A 22,899-nucleotide genomic window follows, 5' to 3' on the forward strand; every position below is an offset into this window, starting at 1 on the left:
GACGGTGACTGCTCTCACCGAGGACGTGCCGCTGCTCGACGACCTCATGCCCTGGTCCGTGGCGCCGCTGCGGCTGGGCAGGGACTGGGTGATGGCGCCGGACGCCGCGTCCCTGCGGGCCCGCTGGGACGCCCTCGTACGGGCGCAGGACGGCACCCGCGAGACCCTGTTCCGGGTCTCCAGGGCCCGTGGCACGCACGGCACGGTGGCCCAGCTGCCGGGCCAGCCGACCGGTACGGGACGCATGGCGCGCGAGACCGGCCGATGCCCGGAACCCGTGCGGGTGCTGCACGGCGCCTTCGACGAACAGTGGCTGATCCCCGACCACCGGCTGATCGACGTCGCACGGCCCGAGTTGTGGCGGGTACGGGACGAGCGGCAGCTGTTCGTCGTCGAACAGGGACACGTGCCGAAGGCCGACGGACCCGCGCTCACGGTCACCGGCCTGCTCCCGGACGGCCGTTCTGCCGCCGGACGTCCCGGCCGCATCCGACCTCTGTACCGGCGGCCCGGCGGACACGAACCCAACATCACGCCCGGGCTCACCGGCCTGCTGGCCGAGCGGTACGGGCAGCCCGTCGACGCCGAGGACCTGGCCGCCTGGACGGTCGCGGCCGCGGCGCCCTCCCCCGCCGGATGCGTGGTGCCCCTGACGGCGGAAGCCGGCGTCTGGTCCACCGGAGTGGCACTCGGCCAGGAGATGATCCGCGTCATGCTGCGCGGCGCGCGGGGCGGCGACCGCCCCCGGCTCCCCGGCGGCCGCCGGCCCTACGTCCGCGCCGCGCTGCCGCCCCGGCCGGACTCGATCGACTACGCCCCCGAGGACGAGGCCCTGCTCCTCGGCGGCACCGGCCGCATCTCCCCCGTCCCGCGCACGGCATGGGAGTTCGAGGTGGGCGGGGTGCGGGTGCTGGAGCTCTGGTTCGACCGGCGCACGTCGACGGGCGAGGCGGGCACGCTCGAGGCAATGCGCCCCGGAGCCTGGCCGCAGGAGTGGACCTCCGAACTGCTGGAACTGGTCACGGTCCTGGCACTGCTGGCGGAACTGGCCCCACGGCGGACGGCGCTGACGTCCACCGGCCCCCTGATCTCCGCAACGGAACTGCGCGCGTCGGGCGTCCTGCCCCCACCGCCGGCGACCCGCCGCCCGGCGTCGGTCCTCGACCACGAGGAGGAGGGCCCGGAGGGGCAGTTCGCCCTTCTGTGAGGCGTCCGTGTTCCGGGGGTTCCCCGCTGCCCCCCTCGACGCCGGCGAGGCTCGAGCGGCCGCCGGCATCGAGGCCGAGCCGCCGCCCCGGTAGGGCCGGGTCCGCGTACCCCCGCGGCCGCCGGGCCGCTGAAGGAGATCGAGGACACCGTGCGAAGCGCGGTCACGTGGTCCCGGCGGAGCCCGGTTCCGGGAACGGGCGGGGTGGGGTGGGTGGGTGGGGTACATCCGGCCGCAGGCGCCATGCCGCCACGCACACACCCCGCACGCCGTCAGGCGAACGCGTCGATCACCCGCCTCAGCACCCGCTCGAACGTCTCCTCCGCGTCCCCCGGCTCCGCCGCCTCTCCCAGCGCCGCCGCCAGCCGTGGGTATTCCCCGCCCGCCACCTGACCCGCCAGATAGGCGCGGCGTGCCGCCTGTTCCTGCTCCGGCGACCACGGGAGGGACCTGGCGCGTTCGGCCATCGCGAGTTCGTTCGCGACCGTCGTCATCACCGTGCCGTTGACCATCGCGATCAGCTCGAACTTCGTGCCGTACGGCGCGTCCAGGCTCTCCAGCGCGCGAAGGCACCACTCCAGGTAGCGCAGCACGTTGGGGCTGAAGCCGTACATCGGTGACATCACCCGGGCGAGCCATGGATGGCGGAGCATCATGGCCCGCGCCTGGTGCGCGAGGGCGAGTATCTCCGCGCGCCAGTCGTCCGACGGCTCCCCGAGCTCGTACTCACCGCTGACCGCGTCGACCATCAGCTCGTACAGGTCTTCCTTGCGGGGCACGTAGTTGTACAGCGACATCGTGCCGCAGCCCAGCAGCGCCGCGACCTTCCGCATGGAAAGGGCGTCGATGCCCTCCTCGTCCGCGATGCGCACGGCGGCCGCCGCGATGTCGCTCCGGCTGTACGCCGGTTTCGGGCCTCTGCCCGTGCGCTCGGGGCGCGCCCAGATCACTTCCGGTTCGGCCGCTCGGCCCGCCATGGATCATCACCTCCCTCACATCCTAGTTACGTACAGCGTACGTAGTGAGGTACCGTCGACCCATGACAACTACGTACGCTGTACTTAGTGAAGGTCTGGAGAAGCGGTTCGGCGACGTCCCCGCCCTCCGCGGCCTCGATCTGGCCGTCGCCCGGGGCACGGTCTGCGCGGTGCTCGGCCCCAACGGCGCCGGGAAGACGACCGCCGTAAGGATCCTGACCACACTCACCAGGCCCGACGCGGGAAGCGCCACGGTCGCCGGGCAGGACCTGCGGCGTGATCCCGCCGCCGTACGCCGCCGCATCGGCGTCGTCGGGCAGTACGCCTCGGTCGACGGCGAACTGACGGGCGCGGAGAACCTGCGGCTGTTCGCCCGGCTCCTGCGTGCCCCCCGCACCCGGGCCGCCGAGCTGCTGGAGCGGTTCGGTCTGACCGAGGTCGCCGGCCGCCCGGCCCGCACCTACTCGGGCGGCATGCGCCGCCGGCTCGACCTGGCGGCCGGTCTGATCACGCGCCCCGAGGTGCTGTTCCTGGACGAGCCGACCACCGGGCTCGACCCGCACAGCCGGAACGAGATCTGGGACGCGGTGCGGCAACTGACCGAAGAGGGCACGACCGTGCTGCTGACCACCCAGTACCTCGAGGAGGCCGACCGGCTCGCCGACGACGTCGTACTGATCGACGGTGGCCGCGCCACCCACAACGGCACCCCCAGCGAACTCAAAGGGCTCATCGGCAACTACGCGGAGGTGGTCGTCCTCGACCGGGCCGCACTGCCGGCCGCGGCGGCCGTCCTCGATCAGCTGACCGGCGCGGAGCCGGTCGTCGACGTGGAGCGCCGGTCCGCCGGGGCCGTCACCACCGACTCGACGCTCACCCTGCCCCGGCTCGTGCGGGAGCTCGACGCGGCGGGGGTCGCGGTCCTGGACGCCGGGCTGCGCCCGCCCACCCTGGACGAGGTGTTCCTGCGCCTCACCGGCCGACCCGTGAAGGAGCCCGCCGCATGAGCACCGTCGTCCTCGACAGCGCGGCCGTCCTCGGCCGCCACCTGCTGCGCATGAAGCACGCCCCCGCGATCCCCGTCATGACGCAGACCATGCCGATCGTCTTCCTGCTCTTCTTCGGCTACGTCTTCGGCAGCGCGATGGCCATGCCGGGCGCCGACTACCGGGCCTTCCTGGTCCCGGGCATGCTCGTGGCGACAGCCGCGAACGGCGTCATGACCGGAATGTTCACCGCCGCCCAGGACTCCCACCGCGGCGTCATGGACCGCTTCCGCTCCCTGCCCATGAGCCGCGGCGCGGTCCCGTTCGGCCAGGCGGCCGCGGATCTCGTGGCCGCGGCGGCCGGCCTGGTGCCGCTCCTGCTCGTCGGCCTCGCGATGGGCTGGCGGATCGAGGGCAGCGCCCTCGAGGCCATGGGCGGATTCGGGATCCTGCTGCTCTTCCGCTTCGCCTCGACCTGGGCCGGCATCCTCCTCGGCCTCGCCTCGCGCAGCGAGGAGGCTGCTGGGCAGCTGGGCGGCGCGACCTTCATGCTGCCGCTGCTGTCCAACGCGTATCTGCCCACCGACGGGCTGCCGGCCGGACTTCGCACGGTAGCCGAGTGGAACCCCGTCTCCGCGGTCACCGCCGCGGTGCGGGACCTCTTCGGCAGCGCTTCCCCGGCGGCGGACGCGGCCTGGCCGGTGGCCCATCCGGTGGCCGGAGCGGTGTGCTGGTCACTGGTGCTGCTGGCGGTCTGCGTGCCGCTCGCGGTGCGGCGCTACGCCCGGTCATGACCCGGCCCGCGCCCGGCGGTGGTGACAAAGGTGCCACCTACACGATATGCACGGCTGTCATGAGCCCACATCCGCCGCCCCTGCCCCTCCCCCTCGACGGCATCACCGTCGTCGCCGTCGAGCAAGCCGTCTCCGCCCCCTTCGCGACCCGCCAGCTCGCCGACCTCGGCGCCCGGGTGATCAAGGTGGAGCGGCCGGACGGCGGGGACTTCGCCCGCGGTTACGACACCGCGGCCCGGGGTCTGGCCTCGCACTTCGTGTGGTGCAACCGGGGCAAGGAGTCCATCGCGGTGGATCTGAAGGATCCGCGCGGCCTCGACATCGTGCACCGGCTCGTCGCCGACGCCGATGTGTTCGTACAGAACCTCGCGCAGGGCGCGGCGGCCCGGCTCGGACTGGACGCCGCCGCGCTGTGCGAGGCGCATCCGAGGCTCGTCGCCGTCGACATCTCCGGCTACGGCTCCGGCGGCCCTTACGCACACAAGCGTGCCTACGACATGCTCGTACAGTGCGAGGCTGGGCTGGTGTCGGTGACCGGGACGGCGGAAGAGCCGGTGAAGGCGGGCGTTCCGGCGGCCGACATCGCGGCGGCCATGTACGCGTTCTCCGGGGTGCTCGCCGCCCTGCTGCGCAGGGGGACGACCGGTCGCGGCGGCGTCGTGGAGATCTCCATGCTGGAGGCGCTCGCCGAATGGATGGGACACCCACTGCACCACGGGATGCACGGGGGCGAGCCGCCGGCACGCACGGGGCTCGCGCACGCCGTCATCTCTCCCTACGACGCCTATGCGACCGCCGACGGCGGTCAGGTGCTGCTGTCGGTGCAGAACGACCGCGAGTGGCGGCGGCTGGCCGAACAGGTCCTGGGCCGGCCCGAACTGGCCCTCGATCCCGACTTCGCGACCAACCGGGCACGCACGGCGAACCGCGAGCGGACGGACGCGGCGGTGGCCAAGGCCCTGGCGGGGCTGGACACGGCGGACGCGGTGGCCCGGCTGGAGGCGGCGGGGATCGCCTGCGCCCGACTGAACAGCATGGCGGACGTGGCCGCCCACCCGCAGCTCGCGGCACGGGACCGGTGGCGCGAGGTCGCCTCACCGGCGGGGCCGCTGAAGGCGATGCTGCCCCCGATCACACTGCCGGGCGGGGAACCGGCTCGGATGGCGGCGATTCCCGGTCTGGGTGAGCACACGGACGCGCTGCTGCGGGGCCTGGGGATGACGGATGAGGCGGCAGCGCTGTTGCGCCGGGACGGTGTGGTCGCCTGAGCGGGGTGGGCGCGCTCGTCCCGACGCGTGGGAGCCGTGGGTGGTTCGGCCGGGGGTCGGGTCAGCCGCGGCTGCCGAACAGTGAACGGCGGAGCCTGCGCAGCGGTGCGAAGAGCGACACGCGCGCACTCTTGCTCCTGCGGCTGCGCGTCACGTCGCGCGAGGTCAGTTCACGCATCAGCAGCGTCGCTTCCGCCGCCTCGACCTGCGGCACGGCCGGTCCGCCGAGCACCGAGAGGTGCCGGTCGAGACGCGAACTCGTCGCACCGCTTCCGCATGTGATGGCAGGCACACGCGGCCTGCTGCGCACTGTTATCTGTTCCATGTCACTCCCCACCCGTACGAGGCACCCGGCCCGGGCAGGTTAACCCTATCTCCCCGCCGGGACACCCGTGTATCCCGCCCGCATGATTCACCACACCCGTACGGGGGTTGACGATTACGCTCCGAATGTGGCTGATTCCAGGGCGAGTTGGACAGCGTGTGCGCGACTTCCGGTCTTCCTTCGTACTGATGACCAATCAACGACTCTTGAAACGCCTGGAGTTGAGTTAACTTGAAGTGATTTCCACCGGCTTGCGGCTCCAGGTCGCGGACAGGGGGCCCACCATGAGCGACGTGCCGGAAACGCCGGGAGCGGTACGGCTGGTCGCCGGCCGCTACCACCTGCTGAGCCCGCTGGACGAGGACGCCACGGGAGTCCTGTGGCTGGCCCGCGACGAGGTCCTCGGCCGCCAGGTCGCGGTCAGGGAGGTCAAGCCGCCGGCCTCGCTCGGAGCCGGAGACGTCCGGGATCTGTACGAGCACCTGGAGAACGCGGCCCGCGCCGCCGGCCGGGTCTCGCACCGCAATGTGGTCGCCGTCCATGACGTGGCGGCGGAGGACGGCCGGCCGTGGATCGTGATGGAACTGGTGCGCGGGCTGTCCCTCTCCGACGTGCTCGACGCGGAGGGGCCGCTGCCACCGCGCCGCGCCGCCCATATAGGGGCGGAGGTGCTGGCGGCCCTGCGGGCCGCGCACGCCGCGGGTGTGCTGCACCTGGACGTGCGGCCGTCGAACGTGCTGATCGCCAACGACGGCCGGGTGATGGTCACCGGCTTCGGCGAGTTGACGGCCCGCGAGTCTCCCGGATTCGGCGCCCCTGAGGTACTGGCGGGCCGCGACCCGGGCCCGGAGTCCGACCTGTGGTCACTCGGGGCGATGCTGCACGCGGCGACGGAGGGGCGGTCCGCGTTCGGCATGGACCACCGCCGCGACGAGCAGGCCGAGGCCGGCAGGTCGGACACCCTGAGCGCGGTCGTCACGGATCTGCTGCACCGCAATCCGGCGGAGCGGCTCGACGCGGCGGAGGCCGAGCACCGGTTGCGCCTTGCGAGCGCGGGCGGTGGTGCGCGTACGGATGTGCCGGTGCCGGCGGCCACGCCCTCGGCCGTGGAGGAGTCCGGGCCGCGCTTCGAGCCGAAGGCGGAGCCGGCTCCCGGGCGGCCCCCGGCCGTGACCGCCGTGACCGAGCCGCAGAGCGACGACTCGAAACGGGCCACGACGGTGCTGGCCGTGGGGGTGGCGCTGCTGCTGCTCTTCGTCGTCGCCCTCGTCTGGCTGGTGGCCGCTTGAGACCGTGGCGCCTGTCCGGGAGGAACACGGCAGGACCGCGGAGGAAGCCGCGGGCCTGCCGTGAACCGACTGCTGACGGAAGGTCGAGATCGGTCAGGCGTTGGAATTGAACGCCGGTAGGTAGCCGCCGGACTGGCCGGCCGCGGTCGGGTGGTAGGACTCTCCGATGTTCAGCCAGTTGACGCTGTGCAGCCAGGCGGAACCGGAGCAGATCTCATGGCCGGTGAACGTCCCCACGACGCCGGCGAAGCCGTAGCCGTGGTCGGCCGCGCGCTTGGCGATCGCCGTGTTGAGGTGGTCGGCGGCACCGTTGATGGCGGCCCGCTCGTTCTCGCTGAGGCCGGCGATACAGCTGCCGCCCAACTTGTAGAAACGGGGATAGCCGAGGACGACGACCCGCGCCGCCGGGGCTTTGGCACTGATCGCCGAGTACACCTGGTCGAGCCTTCCCGGCAGTGTCGAGTCGACGTACGCCTTCGCCTGTGCGATCCGGTTCAGGCAGGTGGACTCGGACTGCAGGACGCACGTGGTCATGACGTCGGCGAAGCCCGCGTCATTGCCGCCGACGGTGATGGAGACGAGATCGGTGGACGAGCTGAGGGGACCCAGCTGACTCGCCGTGACATCACCCGTACGGGCGCCCGAGCAAGCCGTGAAGGCGAACGACGAGGGTGAGTTCGCGTTGGCCCAGAGCTTGGGGAAGGCCCGGGTACTGCGCTTGCAGTTGCCGCTCGCGCTGTCGTAGCTGCCGGCTCCCACGCCGGAGGAGTAGGAGTCGCCGAGGGCCACGTAGTCCAGGGACTGGGCGGTCGAGTCGGCCTGCGCCTGACCTGCTCCGGTGAGAGCGAGGACGGCGCCGAGGAGGAGTGAGGATGAGAATGCCGCGGCTCGGGACAGTTTCATGGAACCTCCCTATAGCAGGATCTCTGCCTCAACTTTCGTAGCAGGGGACAGAGTTCACCGGAAGTGTCCATGCCAAGAATGTTACTGACGAGTCAGTGGTGCGTGTGGGGACAGTACGGCACTTGATGGTTGATTTATCGTCAAAAAGACAAAAACAGGCCTCTCTGACGTGTCTTGTAATACAGTCCCAATCATCAATACCGTCGTACATCCACCCGCACCGGTCCATCACGCAAGCGGCTCAGGGGAGGGCAACGGCACCGCGATGAACTCCGGGCGGGTGTTACGGCAGGGGGGTGCCGTGCCGGTTCCGCGCTCGCGTTCATGACGGGCCGTGGACCGCTCGGCCAGTGATGCCGGCTCGACCGACCCAGCACGGAGCGGCGCTTCGCCATGGGCCGACGAGCAGAACACCCCCCTTTCGAACCGGACACTCATCCGGACCGCCCTGGGGAGGGCGGTCCACCGGTGGAGAGAGGGAACGAAGGCCATGAGCTCAGTCCTGCACCCGGCGGCCCCGGGGCAAGATCCGGTGAACGAACGCGCCCGCCCGTCGGTCAGATACCGGCCCATCTCGTCGCATCTGGCCATCACCCCGCCCGTGAGCGTGGTGATTCCCGCGATGAACGAGGCGGAGAACCTTCCGTACGTCTTCAAGACGCTGCCCGACTGGATCCACGAAGTGGTGCTCGTCGACGGGAACTCCACCGACGGCACCGTCGAGGTGGCCCGCGACCTGTGGCCCGGGGTCAAGGTCGTCCAGCAGCTCGGCAAAGGCAAGGGCGGCGCCCTCATCAGCGGATTCGCCGCCTGCACCGGCGACATCATCGTGATGGTCGACGCCGACGGCTCCGCCGACGGGCAGAAGATCGTCTCCTATGTCTCCGCCCTGGCCTCCGGTGCCGACTTCGCCAAGGGCTCCCGCTTCGCCAACGGCGGCGGCACGGACGACATGACCCGGGTACGCCGACTGGGCAACCGGGTCCTGTGCGCGGTCGTCAACGCCAAGTTCGGCGCCCGCTACACCGATCTGTGCTACGGCTACAACGCCTTTGGAGGCACTGCCTCGACGAGATCGCCCTGGACTGCACCGGCTTCGAGATCGAGACCCTGATGAACATCCGCGTGGTTTCAGGGCCGGGCTGCGGGTCCAGGAAGTCCCCAGCCACGAGTACCTCCGCATCCACGGCGTCAGCAACCTGCGGGCCGTGCGGGACGGACTGCGGGTGCTGAAGCCGCAGACCCGCTTGGTTCCCGGAGGAGTTCGACTGGGTCGTCGGCTGCACCTACCGGGGCCTGCCGCCCGGGAAGGTCAAGGTCCGCAACGTCCTCGGCGGCAACGCCTCCTTCCGGCGCGCCGCGTTCGACGCCTGCGGCGGATTCGCCACCGGCATCGGGCGGGACGGCGACCGGCGGCCTCTGGGATGCGAGGAGACCGAACTGTGCATCAGGCTCACCCGGGCGCTGCCGGACGCGGTGCTGCTGATCGACGACCGCGCGGTCATCCACCACTGGGTCCCCGCCGCGCGCGAGCGGTTCGGCTACTTCGGCAGCCGCAGCTACGCGGAGGGCCTGTCCAAGGCGCTCGTCGCGCGCAGCGTCGGGGCGGGCAAAGGGCTCGAGTCGGAACGCCGTTACACCACCCGGGTCCTGCCGGCCGGTGTCGCCCGCGGGCTGCGCGACGCGGCCCTCGGCCGGCGGGGCGGTGCCGGCCGCGCGGGCGCGATCGTCGCGGGAGTCGCGGCGGCCGCGGCCGGGTACGTGGTCGGCGGCGTACGGGCGCGCAGGGGCGCTGCGGCGTTCTCCTCGGGGCCGATCGCGAGCACGGCACCGTCGGAGGCCGCGCGGTGAACGAGCCGGTGCCCATCCTGATGTACCACGCCGTCGGGGAGCGGCCCGCTCCCGCGGCCCACGGTCTCTCGGTCGCGCCGAGGGCCTTCGCACACCAGATGCGGGTGCTGGCTGAACGCGGGTTCACCCCCGTCACGACCGCCGCACTCGGCGACGCCTGGCGATCGGACGGACACCGGCCGCTGCCCGGCCGGCCCGTGCTGATCACGTTCGACGACGGATACGAGGGGGTGCACCGGCACGTCCTCCCCGTCCTCGCCGCACACGGCTTCGCGGCCACCGCGTTCTTATCCACCGGGTGGCTGCGGGGAGAACACGACGAGGGAGGCGCACCGGACACGATGCTCGACTGGGACCAGGTGCGTGAACTGGCCGCGGCGGGGACGGAGATCGGCGGCCATTCCCACACCCACGCCCAGCTCGACCAGCTCGAAGGGAAACGTCTCGCCCACGAGACGGCCCACTGCCGGGACGTCATCGCCCAGGAGCTGGGTACCGCGCCCGTCTCGTTCGCCTACCCCTACGGCTACTCCGACCGGCGGGTGCGCGGCGCTGTCCGCGCCGCCGGATTCGCCCAGTCCCTCGCCGTCGGCAACGCCCTGGCGGCGCGGCGCCAGGGGCCGTACGCGCTGCGGCGGCTGACCGTACGGCGCAGCACCGGGCCGGCGGAGTTCGAACGGCTCGTGGAAGGACGGGACCTTGTCAGGAACTTCGCGAAGGACAGGGCCCTCACCAAGGGCTACGCCGTCGTGCGCCGGACCCGCCGGGCCGCCGCGCACCTGAACGCGCTCACGCCCTCCGCCACGGCGCGCCGCTGAACCGGTCCGTGCCGCCGCACCGGGCAAAACACGGTGCGGCGGCAGGGGCCGTGCCGGATCATGGGCGCCATGTCTGCCAACCCTCAGGACGCGCTGCCGATCCGGCTCAACGTCGACGACAGTGATTCACCCTCTGACGTCATCGACGCGCTGTTCCTCGGTCGCTTCGCGACGGGCGAGCAGCCGTACTCGTTCAGCTCCTCGATCGACCGCGTCAAGCCCGGCGCGACGATGCTGCCGTCCGGGGCGACGGTGCTGCGCTCGGCGCGCGACGACGACCGCAGCGCCACGCTCGCCGAGGGCGACGGCTGGACGCTGCTGGTCTCCCGCTGGAACCGCGGCGCGGACGTCACCGTCACCGCCGTCAGCGCCGACCTCGCAGAGAAGACCCTCAAGGAGGCCACCGACGGGGTGGCCGACGAGCCGGAGCCGCAGCCGGAGAACGTGACCATGGGCTTCTGGTACGTCTCGCCGCGGCGGGGCCCGCACCGCACGACACGCCAGATCGCGGCCGGAACATGGGAAGAGGTCCGGGCCAACTACACCGCGCCCGTCGCCGACGCGATGGATCGGCTGATGAAGGTCACCCCCGACGACATCGCGGGCCGGCTGCTGCTGCTCCACGGCCCGCCCGGCACGGGCAAGACGTCCGCGCTGCGGACCCTGGCCCGCTCCTGGCGCGACTGGTGCCAGGTCGACTGCGTCCTGGACCCGGAGCGGCTGTTCAACGACGTCGGCTATCTGATGGACATCGCGATCGGCGAGGACGAGGGCACCTCGAAGGGACGATGGCGGCTGCTCCTGCTCGAGGACTGCGACGAGCTGATCCGCGGCGAGGCACGGCACACGGCGGGCCAGGCCCTGTCCCGCCTGCTCAACCTGACGGACGGTCTGCTCGGCCAGGGCCGCAACGTCCTGGTGGGCGTCACCACCAACGAGGACCTCGAACGTCTCCACCCGGCGGTCGTCCGCCCGGGCCGCTGCCTGGCCCGCATCGAGGTCGGCCCGCTGACCCGCGAGGAGTCGGTGGCCTGGCTCGGCACGGAAAAGGGCGTGAACCGGGAGGGCGCGACGCTTGCGGAGCTGTACGCGCTCCGCCGCGGGACGACGCCGGCCTCGGTCCCCTCCCAGACGCCGGGCCCGGACGCGGGACTTTACCTCTGAGACGTCCGTCCAGTCGTGGCCCTCGGCGATCCAGGTCTGGCATTCGGCTTCGCCCAGGCCGGCGTCCCGAGGCCGGATGAACATGCTGGTCTCGTACGCGGTCGGTGCCGGGACGGGCTGCGGGCCGATCAGGTCAGTGCGAGGAGGCTACTTCGGCACCCTGGTACGGCTCGCCGACACACTCGGCGTCTCCGTGTCCGCTCTGATGGAGGGGTCACCCGAAGGACGCGTGCGCGTCGTGACCGCCGACGCCGTCGCGCCGCTGTGGACCGGAGCGCAGGGCAGTGAGGCCCGGCTCATGCTGACGACCTCGGGCCCTGCCCCGGTCGAGGTCTGGCGCTGGCGGCTGGAGCCGGGCGAGGAATACCCCAGCCATCCTCACCAGGCCGGAGTCGTGGAAACCGTCAGCGTCACCGCCGGCCGGATGACCCTGGTGGTCGACGGCACCGAGCACACCGTTGAAGCCGGCCAGACCGCCGCCTTCGACGGCGACGCCCCCCACACCTACCGCGGCTCCGGCACCGAAACCTGCCACCTGGTCATGACCGTCCACCTCCCGCCCGGCCCCGCGTCCGCAACCTGAGCGCGGGCGCCCCGGCGATTGAGGGCACCGCGCGGCACGGCGTCCGGTGCCTGCCCGGCCACACGGCGGAGCCGCAGGGCCCGCCGCAGGCGCCGCCCGCCCGCGGTGAGGGCCCGCGGTGGGGGAACGTCACCCCTCGCCGTCGTACGCCACCCGCAGCGCCGCCTCCACCGCCTCGACCGCCGCCGCGCGGCTCAGGCCGAGACGGCGTGCCTCGGCCGCGTACTGCGTCGCGGCCGCCGCAGCCCGCCGCTCCGCCGCGTCACCCGCCGCCGCGACGAACGTGCCGTTGCGGCCGCGCGTCTCGATGACGCCGTCCCCCTCCAGCGCCCGGTACGCCTTTGCCACGGTGTTGGCAGCGAGCCCGAGCTCCTCCGCGAGGCCGCGGACGGTCGGCAGCCGATGGCCGACGGGCAGCACGCCCGAGCGCGCCTGTTCGGAGATCTGCGCGCGCAGTTGCTCGTAGGGCGCGTCCGGCGCGTCGGCGTCGATGGTGATGTTCAAGGTCACCGGCCGATTCTCGCACCGCCCGGAAATTCCCGGGCGATCGTGCCCGTCGGCGCGTACCGTGCCTGCCCATGACTGTGATCGTCCGTGATTTCCGCCCCGAGGACGCCGAAGCGGTGACGCGGGTACGCCGCACGTCGCTGCCGTTCGAGGTGATGACCCCGAAGTCGCTCCTCTTCGAGGTCGAGAGCGCCAACCCCGCGAAGAAGTACCGGCTGTTGGTCGCCGAGAAGGACGGGGAGCTGATCGGCACGGCCCATGTCGGCATCGCGTACGACGCGGCGGAGCCCGGGCAGGGCTTCGTCACCCCGCATGTCCACCCCGATCACCAGGGCCACGGCGCGGGCGGGCTGCTGCTGCGCGTCGCGGAGGAGCATCTCGGGGCGGAGGGGGCGGCGAAGGTGTACGCGTGGGTGCTGAAGGAGCCTCGGAACCTCGCGTTCGCCGAGAAGCGCGGCTACCGGCCGACCCGTTCCGCGCACTTCCAGCGCCTCGATCTGGCGAACGGGCCGCTCCCGGAACTGCCCCCGCCGCCCCCGGGCGTGGAGCTGCGGACCGCCGCCGACTTCGAGGCGGACCCGCGGCCGATGTTCGAGGCGGACGCCGAGGCCACGTCGGACGAACCGAGCGACATCCCCACCGACTTCAGCGACTACGAGGACTGGCTGAGCCACACCTGGAACCAACCGCTCCTCGACCGGCGGCTGAGTTCCGTGGTGATGGTCGACGGCGAGGTCGCCGCCTACACGGCCGCCATGACGGACGGCGGCACCCGCTACCTGTCCGGCATGACGGGCACGATGCGTGCCCACCGCGGCAAGGGGTACGCCAAGCTCGCCAAGACCGACTCACTGCGCAGGGCCCGTGCGGCGGGCTACACCGACGCGTTCACGAGCAACGACGGCGCCAACGGCCCCATGCTCGCGATCAACAAGTGGTTCGGGTACGAGATCTGCGCGTCGGAGGTCCGCCATGTCCGCACCCTCGATTGAGGTACGGCTGATCAAGGCGGGGGTGACGAAGATCCGCTATCCGGCGGACCTGCTCTTTGACGACGGCACACATCTCACGGTCCGCGCCCTGTGGGCGGCTCCCGGGGTGCGTGACTTCGGCTTCGTGCGCTTCGAGCCCGGCGACGTGTTCACCGAGCACTACTGGCGGGACCGCTGGTACTCGGTGAAAGAGGTCCGCACGGACGACGGCGTGCTCAAGGGCTGGTACTGCGACATCACCCGGCCCGCCGAGCTCGACGAGGCCGGCGGGCTCAGCGTCGAGGACCTGGATCTGGACCTGTGGGTGTCAGCGGACGGCAAGGAGATCCTCCGGCTGGACGAGGACGAGTTCGAGGACAGCGGTCTCCGCGACCGTGACCCGACCGCCGCGGCCGAAGCCGTACGGGCGCTGGACGAGCTGGAACAGCGGGCCCGGAGGGGCAGTCTCACGCAGTTGCTGGACCGGTGACACGGTGAAGGGGCGGGCCACGCCGTGGCCCGCCCCTCACTTGTTCATGTCGGCTTCGCGGTCTAGGCAACCGACCGGTTCTTGAGGAGCAACTTCTTCAGCCACGGCCAGGCGAGCAGCACCACGATCACGGCGTAGACGGTCACCGAGAAGGGTGTGCCGACGAGCCCGACGGCACTGCCGTCGCTGATCTGGAGCGCGCGCCGCAACTGCTGCTCGGCCGCCGGGCCGAGGATCACACCGATGACGGCGGGCAGTACGGGAAGCCCGTAGCGGCGCATTCCGAAGCCGATGAGACCGATGATCAGCAGGATCACCAGGTCGATGGCCTCGCCGCCGACCGCGTAGGCGCCCACCGCCGCGAAGAACAGGATGCCGGCGTAGAGATACGGGCGCGGGATGCGCAGCAACTTCGCCCAGAGCGGCGCGAGCGGCAGGTTCAGCGCGAGCAGCAGCACCATGCCGACGAACAACGAGGCGATCAGGCCCCACACCAGGTCCGGTTCGCGTTCGAAGAGCAGCGGTCCGGGCTGGATGCCGTACTGCTGGAAGGCGGCCAGCATGACCGCCGCGACGGCCGTCGTGGGCAGGCCGAGCGTCAGCATGGAGACGAGCGTGCCCGCCGCGGACGCGGAGGCCGCGGACTCCGGCCCGGCCACTCCCTCGATGGCGCCCTTGCCGAACTCGTCCTTGTGCTTGGAGAGCCGCTTCTCCGTGACGTACGACAGGAAGGTGGGGATCTCCGCACCGCCGGCCGGGATCGCGCCGAACGGGAAGCCGATGACCGGCCCGCGCAGCCACGGCTTCCAGGTGCGCTTCACATCGGACCTCGCCAGCCACGGCCTGCCGACCGGGATCGCGTCACCGCTGTTGCGCCGCAGATGGGCGGCCACCCAAAGAGCCTCGCCGATGGCGAAGAGACCAACCGCGACGATGACGACGTCGATGCCGTCGGCGAGTTGGAGGGAGCCGAAGGTGAGGCGCTGTTGACCGGTCATCTGGTCGAGGCCGACGAGGCCGAGGGTGAGACCGATGAGCAGCGAGGCGAGGCCGCGGATCCTCGACGAACCGAGGACCGAGGTGACCGCGATGAACGCCAGCACCATGATGGCGAAGTAGTCGGGCGCGCCGATGCCGACAGCGAGCTCGGCGACGGTCGGGGCGAGGGCGACCAGCAGGATGGTGCCGATCAGACCGCCTGCGAAGTGGCCGCCCGCCGCGGCCGCCAGCGCCTGGGCGCCGCGCCCGGCCTTGGCCATCGGATTGCCCTCGATCGCGGCGACCACCGCCGCGCTCTCTCCGGGCGTGTTGAGCAGGATCGACGTCGTGGAACCGCCGAACATGGCGCCGTAGTAGATGCCGGCGAACATGATGAACGCGCCGGTCGGCTCCAGCCCGTACGTCACCGGCAGCAGCAGTGCGACCGCCATGGCGGGGCCGATGCCGGGCAGCACGCCGATGGCCGTGCCGAGCAGGACGCCTATCGCCGCCCAGAGCAGATTGACCGGGGTGAGCGCCGTCCCGAAGCCGTCGAGGAGGGAGTTCAGGGAATCCATCAGAGCACTCCCATCAGCGGGCCGCCGGGCAGCGGGACGCCGAGCAGGTTGTTGAAGACGAAGTAGGTGACGACGGACAGGACCGCCGCGATCAGCGGATCGCGGTCGATGCGCCGGCTGCCGAGCGCGTAGGCGGAGCCCCAGAAGAGCAGCGCCCCGGAGACCGGGAAGCCGAGCGGCCCGATGAGGACCGCGTTCGCGAGGAAGACACCGGCGAGCAGCAGCACGGTCCGCCAGTCGCTCGACTCGGAGAGGTCGATGTCCTCGCCACCCTCCGCCTCTCCCCGCCCGCCTCTCAGTACGTCGACGGCGAGGAGGACGGCGACGGCCAGCAGGCCGATGCCGACGGCGATCGGCACGGTCGTGGGTCCGACGGGCCCGCGCTGGGTGATGTCGACGTCCATGGTGAGCGCGTCGGCAAGGACGAGGACGCCGATGACGAGGAGCAGCGCGCCGACACCGAGTTCGGAGTGTTCCCGGAGCCAGGCACGCCTGTTCGGGGTTGTGGTCGTGGACCTGGTCGAGCTCACAGCCCCAGCTCCTTCAGCACCTGGTCGACGCTTTCGTCCTGCTGGTCGAGGAAGTCGCCGAACTTGTCGCCGGTGAGGAAGGCGTCGTCCCAGCCGTTCTTCTTCATGGAGTCCTGCCACTGCTTCGATTCGTGCAGCTTCGTGACCAGCCCGACGAGCTTGTCGCGCTCGCCGTCGGTGAGGCCGGGCGGTGCCACGATGCCGCGCCAGTTGGTGAATTCGGTGTCGAGTCCGGCCTCACGGAGGGTGGGGGCGTCCAGACCGGGGACACGCTTCGGCCCGGTCACGGCCAGCAGCCGCAGCTCGCCCGACTTGATCTGGTCGAGGTACTCGCCGACACCGGAGACCCCGAAGGCGACCTTGTTGCCGAGGATCGAGGCAAGCAGCTCACCGCCGCCGTCGAAGGGGATGTAGTTGACGGACTTGGGTGCGATCCCGGCGGCCTGCGCCATCAACATGGGCGCGAGGTGGTCGGGCCCGCCGGGCGAGGAGCCGCCGCCGACCGGAAGCTTGCCCGGGTTCTTCTTCCACGCCTCGATCAGCTGGCCGATGTTCTTGTACGGGGAGTCCTTGGCGACCACCACGATGTCCTGCTCCTCCGTGAGCCGGGCGATCGGTGTGGTGTCGGCCAGGGTCTTCGGCGACTTGTTGGTGTGTACGGCGCCGACGACGCCGAGGCCCATGGACATGACCAGCTTGCCGTTGCCGTGCTCGCCGACGAGCCGGGTCAGTCCGACGGTGCCGCCGGCGCCGGGCAGGTTGAAGACCTCGATGTTGTGGGTGAACCCTGCGTCCTCGGCGTTCTTGGCTGCCGTGCGGGCGGTGATGTCGTAGCCGCCACCGGGGGTGTTGGGAACCATGAACCGCAGACCAGGGATCTGGGTACCGGTTTCTGCGCCGCTGCCCGAGGTGAGCAGCGGCGGCCCCACGAGCACCAGTAGTGCCGCCCCGAGCAGGGCAATGGGGGTGCGCAGTCGCACGGGATCGCCTCTCGTCGTAGATGTGTGAAGTGGCCCACATGTTGCCTGCGCGTTAAGAAGCTGTCTCTCTTCCGGAATCAACGGACGTTGTGGTCCTTGTGGTCGCGGCTTAGCGTGTCGGCGTGACAAAGGTGCTGGTGGTGGACGACGACTTCATGGTCGCGAAGCTGCACAGCCGCTATGTGTCCCAGGCGGAGGGCTTCACGGTCGCCGGCGTGGCCCACAGCGGCGGCGAAGCGCTGCGCGCCGCGGAGCGGCTGCGGCCCGACCTCGTGCTGCTCGACATCTACCTGCCCGACATGGACGGGATCACGGTGCTGCGCGAGCTGCGGGCGGCGGAGGAGCGTGATCCGGACCGGCCCAGCGCCGACGCCCTGTTCATCACGGCCGCACGGGACGCGGCGGTGGTCCGCTCCGCGCTGCGTGCGGGCGCGCTGCACTACCTGATCAAGCCTTTCAACCAGGCCGCCCTGCACGAGCAGCTCCGGCATGTGGCCGCGCTCCGATCACGCCTCGCCCGGCTGGACGAGGCGCGTCAGGAGGACGTGGACCAGATCTTCGGCACCCGCCCGCCCGGCTCCCGCGAACTGCCCAAGGGCCTCGCCCCGCACACGGCGGAGCTGGTGGAGCGCATCCTGCGGGAGCACCCGGGCGATCTCTCTGCGTCCGAGTGCGCGGCGGCGGGCTCTCTTTCGCGGGTGAGCGCACGGCGGTACCTGGAGTACTTCGCGGAGACGGGCCGGGCCGAGGTGACGCTCCGCTACGGCGGCACGGGCCGCCCGGAGCGCCGCTACCGCCGCGTCGGCTGACTAGGGGGCGCGGCGGGCGCCACGGGTGCGGCAGGTGGCAAGGCGCGGCGGGTGCCGCGTCTTCGAAGGTGCGGGTCAGGTGCCGGCCGGTGGCTGGTGGAGGCCGAAGGGCGAGCCCTGGTCGTCGTGGCACAACTGGAAGCGGCCGAAGCGGGCGATCGTGTCCTCGTCGCCGCTGCCGACGTCGATTTCGTCGACCGTGCCGCCGAGCTCGCGCACGCGGACGACGGCCTGCTGCATGTCGTCGACGCGGAAGAAGACGTACGGGCCGGCTCCCGGGTCCCCTCCGTGCACTCCGCCGGGGACACCGGGGGTACGGATCGAGTAGCCGCCGCCCTCCGTCGTCCCGGCCTCGAAGGTCCAGCCGAACAGCCCGGCGTAGAAGGTCCGGGCCCGCTCGGAGTCCGCGACGCCCAGTTCGAAGAACGAGATCTCCCCGGCCATGCCCTCTCCCGACGTCGGTGGTACCCGGTGCCGTCCCACCGTACGGCGGCCGCCCGGCCCCCGCATCCGGCCGGTCCGCCGCTGTGCGCCGGTCCCCTGCGGTGGTCAGACGTCCTTGTGACGTATGTGGAGGTGGCCGTCGAGAGGGAAAGCGGGAGGCACCACGGGCAGAACCCTGTCGAATGCGTAGCGGCGTTTCTCCGCGACGCGGCGGCCGGGCCGCGTTCAGCGGGCGACACGATCCCGTGATCCGAATAGAACCGGATGGTCTTGACCGTGAGACCGGCCCGCCGGGCCACTTCGCCGATCGAAAGGAGTGCGTCGCCGTCCATGCCCCCCACCCTGATGTCTCCCCCGGAAGGAGACTCGAGCTACCGGCCCGGCCTCACCAAGGTCCCGTTCTCCCGCCCGGACATCGGCGGATGGAAGGACCGGCTGCGTCGCCGGCCGCCCGCCCACAGCGCGACGGCGATGAAGACCGACTGCTCGGGAATCCTGAACCACAACGGCGTGGCGGGATCACCGCCCAGAGGGATGTCCTGGACGGCGGCGAAGATGTTCGCGGGGAGCATCAGCACGAAGAGCACCGCCAGGCAGGCACCGGCCGTCGGACGTGTCGCGGCACGGACGAGCCCTGCGGCGCCGAGGAGTTCCAGCCCGCCGGTCAGGTAGACCGTCGCCCTGGGGAACGGGACGAAGGGCGGCACCATGGCGACCAGATCCTCATGACCGGGCATCAGGACCATGCTCACCGGGTTGAAGTGCGCCGCTGCGGTGAAGACCAGCATGACGGCGAGGCCGTGCGTGACTGCGGCCCGCCAGGTCGCGAACCGGCTGATGCCGAGCATGCCGAGGAGACGAAAGCCGGCCGCCGGTACGGCGAGAAGCATGAGAGTTCCGAACATGGGTGTCCTCCGACGGGACGGGACGTGCAGGACGAGTCGGGATCGATGCTCCGCCGGCCACCCTCCCCGGAGCCTCCGACTGCCGTCGCTACGCCGCTTTCCGACATCGACCTACACTGATCCGGTGGATTCGGCCACGCTGGACGTACTCGATCTGCGGCTCCTGCACGCTCTCCAACTCGACGGACGCGCCGCCTTCAGCAGGATCGCCGAGGTTCTCGGTGTTTCCGACCGCACCGTGGCCCGCCGTTTCAGCAGGCTCCGCGGCACGGGCATCGCGCGGGTGGCCGGTGTGACCAGCAGCCACCGTGTCGGGCATGCCGAATGGCTCGTGCGCCTGCGTGCCCTGCCTCCCGCCGTCGCCCCGCTCGCCCACGCGCTGGCCCGTCGCGCCGACACCGCCTGGGTGACCGTTGCTTCCAGCGGTACCGAGGTCATCTGCGTCTTCCGTGTCATCGGGGAAGGGCCGGCGCCCCTCGGTGCGCTGGGCCGTCTTCCGCAGGTCACGCAGGTCGACGCTCAGCGGCTGTTGCGCCCGGTGATGAGCCACCGCTGGATCGGCCGGACCTCTGCGCTCACCGACGAACAGATCACCGCACTGAGGCCGGCCGTCAGCACGGAGACCGCTCCGGTCGCCCTGACCGACCTCGACCGCCGCCTGTTGCCCGCCCTCGCCGCTGACGGCCGTGCCGCCTTTCCGGAACTCGCCCGGCACGTCGGCTGGTCGGAATCCGCCGTCCGCCGCCGCCTGGACGAGCTGCGCCGGTCAGGCGTTCTCCAGTTCGACGTCGAGGTCGACTCGGGTCTGTTCGGCTTCACCGTGCAGTGTCTGCTCTGGCTGACCGTCGTGCCCTCCCGGCTCGACGGCATCGCCCGGACGCTGGCGGGTCATCCCGAAGCGGCCTTCGTGGGCAGCACAACCGGCCCTCACAACCTGGTCGCGATCGCCGTCTGCCGGGACGCCGGCGCTCTGCACACCTACCTCACCGACCGCATCGGCTCGCTCGACGGCATCGACCGCACGGAGACGGTGATGATCACCTCCTACACGAAGCGTGCCGCCCCGGCGGTTTGAGGGCGGTTCGTCATGGGACGGGCGCGTCACCATCGCTGCCGCCCCACATCCTCAGCGGCCGCTTAGCGTCGCCTTAAGAGGGCCATAAGGATCGGCACACCCTCACCCAGCAGGCGATTTCAGGCGGCGGGAGCGGCTAACTTGCAGATCGCCGGGGCCGGTTCGAGCAGTCGGTGCCGTAGTCCGCGGGGGGCCGCGCCGCCTGCTCGAACCGGCCCCGGTGTCCCCCCATAGCCGTCTGAAGGAGAACGTCCCCATGACCGCTCGCCGCAAGGTCACCACGGTCGCCGCGCTCGGCCTCGCGCCGCTCGCCCTCGCCGGTCTCGCCACGGCGCCGGCGTCCGCCCACGGATCGATGACGGACCCGGTCAGCCGGATCTCGGCCTGTTTCGCGGAGGGGCCGGAGAGCCCGGACTCGGCGGCGTGCAAGGCGCTGGTCGCGGCGGGCGGCACGCAGCCGCTGTACGACTGGAACGAGGTCAACATCGCCAATGCGGCCGGCAACCACAAGCAGTTGATACCGGACGGCAAGCTGTGCAGCGCGGGCCGCGACAAGTACAAGGGTCTCGATCTGCCGCGCGCCGATTGGCCCTCCTCGCCGCTCGCCTCCGGCAACCACACCTTCCGCTACAAGGCGACCGCACCGCACAAGGGCACCTTCGAGTTGTATCTGACGAAGGACGGCTACGACCCCACGAAGCCGCTCAAGTGGTCGGACCTGGAGGAGAAGCCGTTCGCGAAGGTCACGAACCCCGGGCTGGAGAACGGCGCGTATGTCTTCGACGGCATCGTGCCGAACAAGTCGGGCCGGCACCTGGTGTATTCGATCTGGCAGCGCTCGGACTCCCCCGAGGCCTTCTACACCTGCTCCGACGTGGTCTTCGGCAAGGACAGCGGTGGAAGTGCGGCGGCCCCCGCCGCGAGTGCGCCCTCCGAGCAGGACATCGAGAAGGGTGCCGACAAGTCCACGGTCGACCACGGCGGTCACGGCGGTGACGACCACGGCGAGCAGGTGGGCGCGGGAGCGGGCACAGGCGCCGGGACGAGTGAGGGCACGGGCGACGAGGCCGGGAAGCCTGCGGAGCAGCCGGCAAAGAACGCCCCGGAGGCGAAGGGCGCCGACGAGCCCGCGGCGGCCCCGGCCGCCTCGGAGACGTCGGGCGAGAATCTCGCCGCGACAGGTGGTGACAGCAGCACCACCTACATGGCGATCGGCGGTGCGTCGGCGCTCGCGGTCGGCGCGGCTGCGCTGTTCGGGCTGGGCCGGCGCAGGACCGTGACGCCGGGCGGACGTCACAGCCGCTGAGTTCGCCACGGCGGGGCCGCCGCCCGTGCCCGGGAGGCCGGGCACGGGCGGCGGCCTTCAGGCGTGCGCCGGGTCAGCCGAAGACGGACGCGCAGGTGGTGGGTCTCGCGTGCGCCGGGTCGAGCGCGTTGGCCACCTCGTGGTAGGCGATCAGGTCGAGCACGCCGATCGCGACGTGCTCCGACAGATCGAGTGGGCAGAGGTCCTGGAGCAGCACGTTGCGGACGTTCGGCCCGCTGAGGTACTGCGACCGCCAGGGGGTGACCACTTGGTCGTAGCGGGTGGCGATGACCGTGTAGCGGACACCGGGCACGGTGTCACCGTCCGCGTTGAGCTTGGTGAGGAAGGCGGATCCGGTGACCTGGTCGGCGAGCGCCGGGGTGTGCCGGCCGAGCAGGTCCGCCGCGCCGGGGAAGTACGGCAGCAGCCCGGTGAAGCCGTTGAGGGTGGTGCCGTGGTTGCTGGGGGCGATGCCGATGAGGGCGTTCACCTGCTCTGCCCCGCCCAGGAACTTGAGGTAGTAGCGCGGCATCATGCCGCCCTGGGAGTGGCCGACGATGTCGGCCTTGGGCGCGCCGGTCGCGGCGAGCACCTTGTCGACATAGGCGTCGAGTTGCTCCGCCGACTTGTCGATGGGTCCGAGGCCGTGGAAGAAGGGCACGTTCGGGAGTTGCCCGTAGTCGAGGGAGAAGACGCAGTAGCCGCGCTTCACCAGATACGGGGCGAGGACGAGCCAGTTGTCGACGGAGTTCCCGAGGGTTCCGTGGACGAGGACGACGGGGCGGGGATGGGCGGCGGAGGGCTTGCAGTCGTAGTTGTTCCAGCCACTGCTGGGGGCGGCAGTGGTGGTTCCCGCGGTGGCGGTGGCGGCCGGGGTGAGGGCGACGGCCACTGCGAGCATGAGGGCTGACAGTGGTCTGAGCGCACGTTTCCAAGGCAGCATCGATCTGTCTCCTTGCGGCTCAAGGGAGTTGCGATGGCTGGATTTGCTGTGCTCACGTCAACTTACGGGCGGGTAACCGGAACTGGGAAGTTACGCGTCGGTAAAGACTGCCCCTTCTTATGGAGCGGATCTGCTATGCACCGGCTCCGCGACGGCGGGCGGGCGGCCGCCGGGCGGCGGAGGCGGACCGTGCCCCGGAGGAAGGTGTACGGGCAAGC

At 71.3% G+C, this 22,899-nt stretch carries 23 protein-coding genes and 4 pseudogenes; 15 read left to right on the forward strand and 12 right to left on the reverse strand.

Features of this window, described 5'->3' with window-relative positions:
- Positions 1-46: 46 nt before the first annotated feature.
- Positions 47-1,207 (forward strand): type ISP restriction/modification enzyme, encoded by a 1,161-nt coding sequence (locus MDN94_RS29815; RefSeq protein ID WP_482729118.1) that lies wholly within the window; start codon positions 47-49, stop codon positions 1,205-1,207.
- 272 nt (positions 1,208-1,479) lie between these two features.
- On the opposite strand, the gene MDN94_RS29820 is transcribed toward MDN94_RS29815, so the two are convergent.
- On the reverse strand, positions 1,480-2,184 hold the full coding sequence (locus tag MDN94_RS29820; RefSeq protein ID WP_482728942.1) for a TetR/AcrR family transcriptional regulator C-terminal domain-containing protein: 705 nt from the start codon (positions 2,182-2,184) through the stop codon (positions 1,480-1,482).
- A gap of 62 nt (positions 2,185-2,246) precedes the next feature.
- Here MDN94_RS29820 and MDN94_RS29825 point away from each other — a divergent pair, with 62 nt between their 5' ends.
- From MDN94_RS29825 to MDN94_RS29835, 3 genes are read left to right on the forward strand one after another with little or no spacing between them, the layout of a single operon-like run.
- The gene (locus tag MDN94_RS29825; protein ID WP_482728943.1) at positions 2,247-3,191 is read left to right on the forward strand and encodes an ATP-binding cassette domain-containing protein; all 945 of its coding nucleotides are present in this window, start codon (positions 2,247-2,249) and stop codon (positions 3,189-3,191) included.
- Complete coding sequence (locus MDN94_RS29830; RefSeq protein ID WP_482728944.1) at positions 3,188-3,964, forward strand: ABC transporter permease; 777 nt, start codon at positions 3,188-3,190, stop codon at positions 3,962-3,964. The genes MDN94_RS29825 and MDN94_RS29830 overlap by 4 nt, the downstream gene beginning before the upstream one ends.
- A gap of 59 nt (positions 3,965-4,023) precedes the next feature.
- Positions 4,024-5,232, forward strand: coding sequence for a CaiB/BaiF CoA transferase family protein (locus MDN94_RS29835; RefSeq protein ID WP_482728945.1), 1,209 nt, complete (start codon positions 4,024-4,026; stop codon positions 5,230-5,232).
- A 61-nt stretch (positions 5,233-5,293) separates the two neighbouring features.
- Here MDN94_RS29835 and MDN94_RS29840 read toward each other — a convergent pair whose 3' ends face one another.
- Complete coding sequence (locus MDN94_RS29840) at positions 5,294-5,557, reverse strand: hypothetical protein (RefSeq protein ID WP_159693460.1); 264 nt, start codon at positions 5,555-5,557, stop codon at positions 5,294-5,296.
- 284 nt (positions 5,558-5,841) lie between these two features.
- On the opposite strand from MDN94_RS29840, the gene MDN94_RS29845 reads away from it, so the two are divergent.
- On the forward strand, positions 5,842-6,846 hold the full coding sequence (locus tag MDN94_RS29845; RefSeq protein ID WP_482728946.1) for a serine/threonine-protein kinase: 1,005 nt from the start codon (positions 5,842-5,844) through the stop codon (positions 6,844-6,846).
- Positions 6,847-6,939: 93 nt separating this feature from the next.
- On the opposite strand, the gene MDN94_RS29850 is transcribed toward MDN94_RS29845, so the two are convergent.
- Positions 6,940-7,749, reverse strand: a complete 810-nt coding sequence (locus tag MDN94_RS29850; RefSeq protein ID WP_482728947.1) for an SGNH/GDSL hydrolase family protein — start codon at positions 7,747-7,749, stop codon at positions 6,940-6,942.
- Between the two features lie 490 nt (positions 7,750-8,239).
- Here MDN94_RS29850 and MDN94_RS29855 point away from each other — a divergent pair.
- From MDN94_RS29855 to MDN94_RS29875, 5 genes and pseudogenes are all read left to right on the forward strand, one after another.
- A pseudogene (locus MDN94_RS29855) lies at positions 8,240-8,984 on the forward strand (glycosyltransferase family 2 protein); the annotation flags it as partial.
- Position 8,985: 1 nt separating this feature from the next.
- Positions 8,986-9,600: pseudogene (locus tag MDN94_RS29860) on the forward strand (glycosyltransferase family 2 protein); the annotation flags it as partial.
- Between the two features lie 20 nt (positions 9,601-9,620).
- Complete coding sequence (locus MDN94_RS29865; protein ID WP_482729119.1) at positions 9,621-10,418, forward strand: polysaccharide deacetylase family protein; 798 nt, start codon at positions 9,621-9,623, stop codon at positions 10,416-10,418.
- Positions 10,419-10,487: 69 nt separating this feature from the next.
- A complete protein-coding gene (locus MDN94_RS29870) occupies positions 10,488-11,582 on the forward strand; it encodes a DUF5925 domain-containing protein (protein ID WP_482728948.1) in 1,095 nt (364 codons plus the stop codon).
- A gap of 76 nt (positions 11,583-11,658) precedes the next feature.
- A complete protein-coding gene (locus tag MDN94_RS29875) occupies positions 11,659-12,165 on the forward strand; it encodes a cupin domain-containing protein (RefSeq protein WP_482728949.1) in 507 nt (168 codons plus the stop codon).
- A 129-nt stretch (positions 12,166-12,294) separates the two neighbouring features.
- On the opposite strand, the gene MDN94_RS29880 is transcribed toward MDN94_RS29875, so the two are convergent.
- Positions 12,295-12,675 (reverse strand): GntR family transcriptional regulator, encoded by a 381-nt coding sequence (locus tag MDN94_RS29880; RefSeq protein ID WP_482728950.1) that lies wholly within the window; start codon positions 12,673-12,675, stop codon positions 12,295-12,297.
- 68 nt (positions 12,676-12,743) lie between these two features.
- Between MDN94_RS29880 and MDN94_RS29885 the strand changes: the two genes are divergently transcribed.
- Complete coding sequence (locus tag MDN94_RS29885) at positions 12,744-13,664, forward strand: GNAT family N-acetyltransferase (protein WP_482728951.1); 921 nt, start codon at positions 12,744-12,746, stop codon at positions 13,662-13,664.
- Positions 13,645-14,133: a ribonuclease FAU-1 family protein gene (locus MDN94_RS29890; RefSeq protein ID WP_482728952.1), complete on the forward strand. Its 489-nt coding sequence runs from the start codon at positions 13,645-13,647 to the stop codon at positions 14,131-14,133. Before MDN94_RS29885 ends, MDN94_RS29890 begins: the two co-directional genes overlap by 20 nt.
- Before the next feature lie 62 nt (positions 14,134-14,195).
- Here the strand turns inward: MDN94_RS29890 and MDN94_RS29895 are convergent, their stop codons facing one another.
- Genes MDN94_RS29895 through MDN94_RS29905 form a run of 3 tightly spaced genes read right to left on the reverse strand, consistent with a single transcriptional unit; the run spans position 14,196 to position 17,199 of the window.
- Entirely contained in the window at positions 14,196-15,689 is a 1,494-nt protein-coding gene (locus MDN94_RS29895) for a tripartite tricarboxylate transporter permease (RefSeq protein ID WP_482728953.1), read from the reverse strand.
- A complete protein-coding gene (locus MDN94_RS29900) occupies positions 15,689-16,219 on the reverse strand; it encodes a tripartite tricarboxylate transporter TctB family protein (protein ID WP_482728954.1) in 531 nt (176 codons plus the stop codon). The genes MDN94_RS29895 and MDN94_RS29900 overlap by 1 nt, the downstream gene beginning before the upstream one ends.
- A complete protein-coding gene (locus MDN94_RS29905; protein WP_482728955.1) occupies positions 16,216-17,199 on the reverse strand; it encodes a Bug family tripartite tricarboxylate transporter substrate binding protein in 984 nt (327 codons plus the stop codon). Before MDN94_RS29905 ends, MDN94_RS29900 begins: the two co-directional genes overlap by 4 nt.
- Positions 17,200-17,321: 122 nt before the next feature.
- On the opposite strand from MDN94_RS29905, the gene MDN94_RS29910 reads away from it, so the two are divergent.
- Positions 17,322-18,008, forward strand: a complete 687-nt coding sequence (locus tag MDN94_RS29910; protein ID WP_482728956.1) for a response regulator — start codon at positions 17,322-17,324, stop codon at positions 18,006-18,008.
- 75 nt (positions 18,009-18,083) lie between these two features.
- On the opposite strand, the gene MDN94_RS29915 is transcribed toward MDN94_RS29910, so the two are convergent.
- From MDN94_RS29915 to MDN94_RS29930, 4 genes and pseudogenes are all read right to left on the reverse strand, one after another.
- Complete coding sequence (locus MDN94_RS29915) at positions 18,084-18,452, reverse strand: VOC family protein (protein ID WP_482728957.1); 369 nt, start codon at positions 18,450-18,452, stop codon at positions 18,084-18,086.
- Between the two features lie 105 nt (positions 18,453-18,557).
- Positions 18,558-18,662 (reverse strand): annotated as a pseudogene (locus tag MDN94_RS29920) (GNAT family N-acetyltransferase); the annotation flags it as partial.
- Positions 18,663-18,664: 2 nt separating this feature from the next.
- Positions 18,665-18,784: pseudogene (locus MDN94_RS29925) on the reverse strand (MerR family DNA-binding transcriptional regulator); the annotation flags it as partial.
- 39 nt (positions 18,785-18,823) lie between these two features.
- Positions 18,824-19,357 carry a DoxX family protein gene (locus MDN94_RS29930; RefSeq protein ID WP_482728958.1) on the reverse strand — a complete coding sequence of 178 codons (534 nt, stop codon included), beginning with the start codon at positions 19,355-19,357 and terminating at the stop codon, positions 18,824-18,826.
- Positions 19,358-19,481: 124 nt separating this feature from the next.
- Between MDN94_RS29930 and MDN94_RS29935 the strand changes: the two genes are divergently transcribed.
- Complete coding sequence (locus MDN94_RS29935; RefSeq protein ID WP_482728959.1) at positions 19,482-20,432, forward strand: Lrp/AsnC family transcriptional regulator; 951 nt, start codon at positions 19,482-19,484, stop codon at positions 20,430-20,432.
- Positions 20,433-20,688: 256 nt separating this feature from the next.
- On the forward strand, positions 20,689-21,738 hold the full coding sequence (locus MDN94_RS29940; RefSeq protein WP_482728960.1) for a lytic polysaccharide monooxygenase auxiliary activity family 9 protein: 1,050 nt from the start codon (positions 20,689-20,691) through the stop codon (positions 21,736-21,738).
- A 73-nt stretch (positions 21,739-21,811) separates the two neighbouring features.
- Here MDN94_RS29940 and MDN94_RS29945 read toward each other — a convergent pair whose 3' ends face one another.
- The gene (locus tag MDN94_RS29945) at positions 21,812-22,681 is read right to left on the reverse strand and encodes an esterase/lipase family protein (protein ID WP_482728961.1); all 870 of its coding nucleotides are present in this window, start codon (positions 22,679-22,681) and stop codon (positions 21,812-21,814) included.
- Between the last annotated feature and the right edge of the window lie 218 nt (positions 22,682-22,899).

It is taken from the genome of Streptomyces sp. WAC00040, assembly GCF_056835925.1.

Coding starts and splice junctions, on each gene's coding strand:
- MDN94_RS29820 (WP_482728942.1), bottom strand. CDS start 2,184: ATGGCGGGCCGAGCGGCCGAACCGGAAGTGATCTGGGCGCGCCCCGAG.
- MDN94_RS29840 (WP_159693460.1), bottom strand. CDS start 5,557: ATGGAACAGATAACAGTGCGCAGCAGGCCGCGTGTGCCTGCCATCACA.
- MDN94_RS29835 (WP_482728945.1), top strand. CDS start 4,024: ATGAGCCCACATCCGCCGCCCCTGCCCCTCCCCCTCGACGGCATCACC.
- MDN94_RS29895 (WP_482728953.1), bottom strand. CDS start 15,689: ATGGATTCCCTGAACTCCCTCCTCGACGGCTTCGGGACGGCGCTCACC.
- MDN94_RS29940 (WP_482728960.1), top strand. CDS start 20,689: ATGACCGCTCGCCGCAAGGTCACCACGGTCGCCGCGCTCGGCCTCGCG.
- MDN94_RS29945 (WP_482728961.1), bottom strand. CDS start 22,681: ATGCTGCCTTGGAAACGTGCGCTCAGACCACTGTCAGCCCTCATGCTC.
- MDN94_RS29865 (WP_482729119.1), top strand. CDS start 9,621: ATGTACCACGCCGTCGGGGAGCGGCCCGCTCCCGCGGCCCACGGTCTC.
- MDN94_RS29815 (WP_482729118.1), top strand. CDS start 47: ATGCCCTGGTCCGTGGCGCCGCTGCGGCTGGGCAGGGACTGGGTGATG.
- MDN94_RS29845 (WP_482728946.1), top strand. CDS start 5,842: ATGAGCGACGTGCCGGAAACGCCGGGAGCGGTACGGCTGGTCGCCGGC.
- MDN94_RS29830 (WP_482728944.1), top strand. CDS start 3,188: ATGAGCACCGTCGTCCTCGACAGCGCGGCCGTCCTCGGCCGCCACCTG.
- MDN94_RS29850 (WP_482728947.1), bottom strand. CDS start 7,749: ATGAAACTGTCCCGAGCCGCGGCATTCTCATCCTCACTCCTCCTCGGC.
- MDN94_RS29890 (WP_482728952.1), top strand. CDS start 13,645: ATGTCCGCACCCTCGATTGAGGTACGGCTGATCAAGGCGGGGGTGACG.
- MDN94_RS29870 (WP_482728948.1), top strand. CDS start 10,488: ATGTCTGCCAACCCTCAGGACGCGCTGCCGATCCGGCTCAACGTCGAC.
- MDN94_RS29875 (WP_482728949.1), top strand. CDS start 11,659: ATGAACATGCTGGTCTCGTACGCGGTCGGTGCCGGGACGGGCTGCGGG.
- MDN94_RS29930 (WP_482728958.1), bottom strand. CDS start 19,357: ATGTTCGGAACTCTCATGCTTCTCGCCGTACCGGCGGCCGGCTTTCGT.
- MDN94_RS29885 (WP_482728951.1), top strand. CDS start 12,744: ATGACTGTGATCGTCCGTGATTTCCGCCCCGAGGACGCCGAAGCGGTG.
- MDN94_RS29915 (WP_482728957.1), bottom strand. CDS start 18,452: ATGGCCGGGGAGATCTCGTTCTTCGAACTGGGCGTCGCGGACTCCGAG.
- MDN94_RS29825 (WP_482728943.1), top strand. CDS start 2,247: ATGACAACTACGTACGCTGTACTTAGTGAAGGTCTGGAGAAGCGGTTC.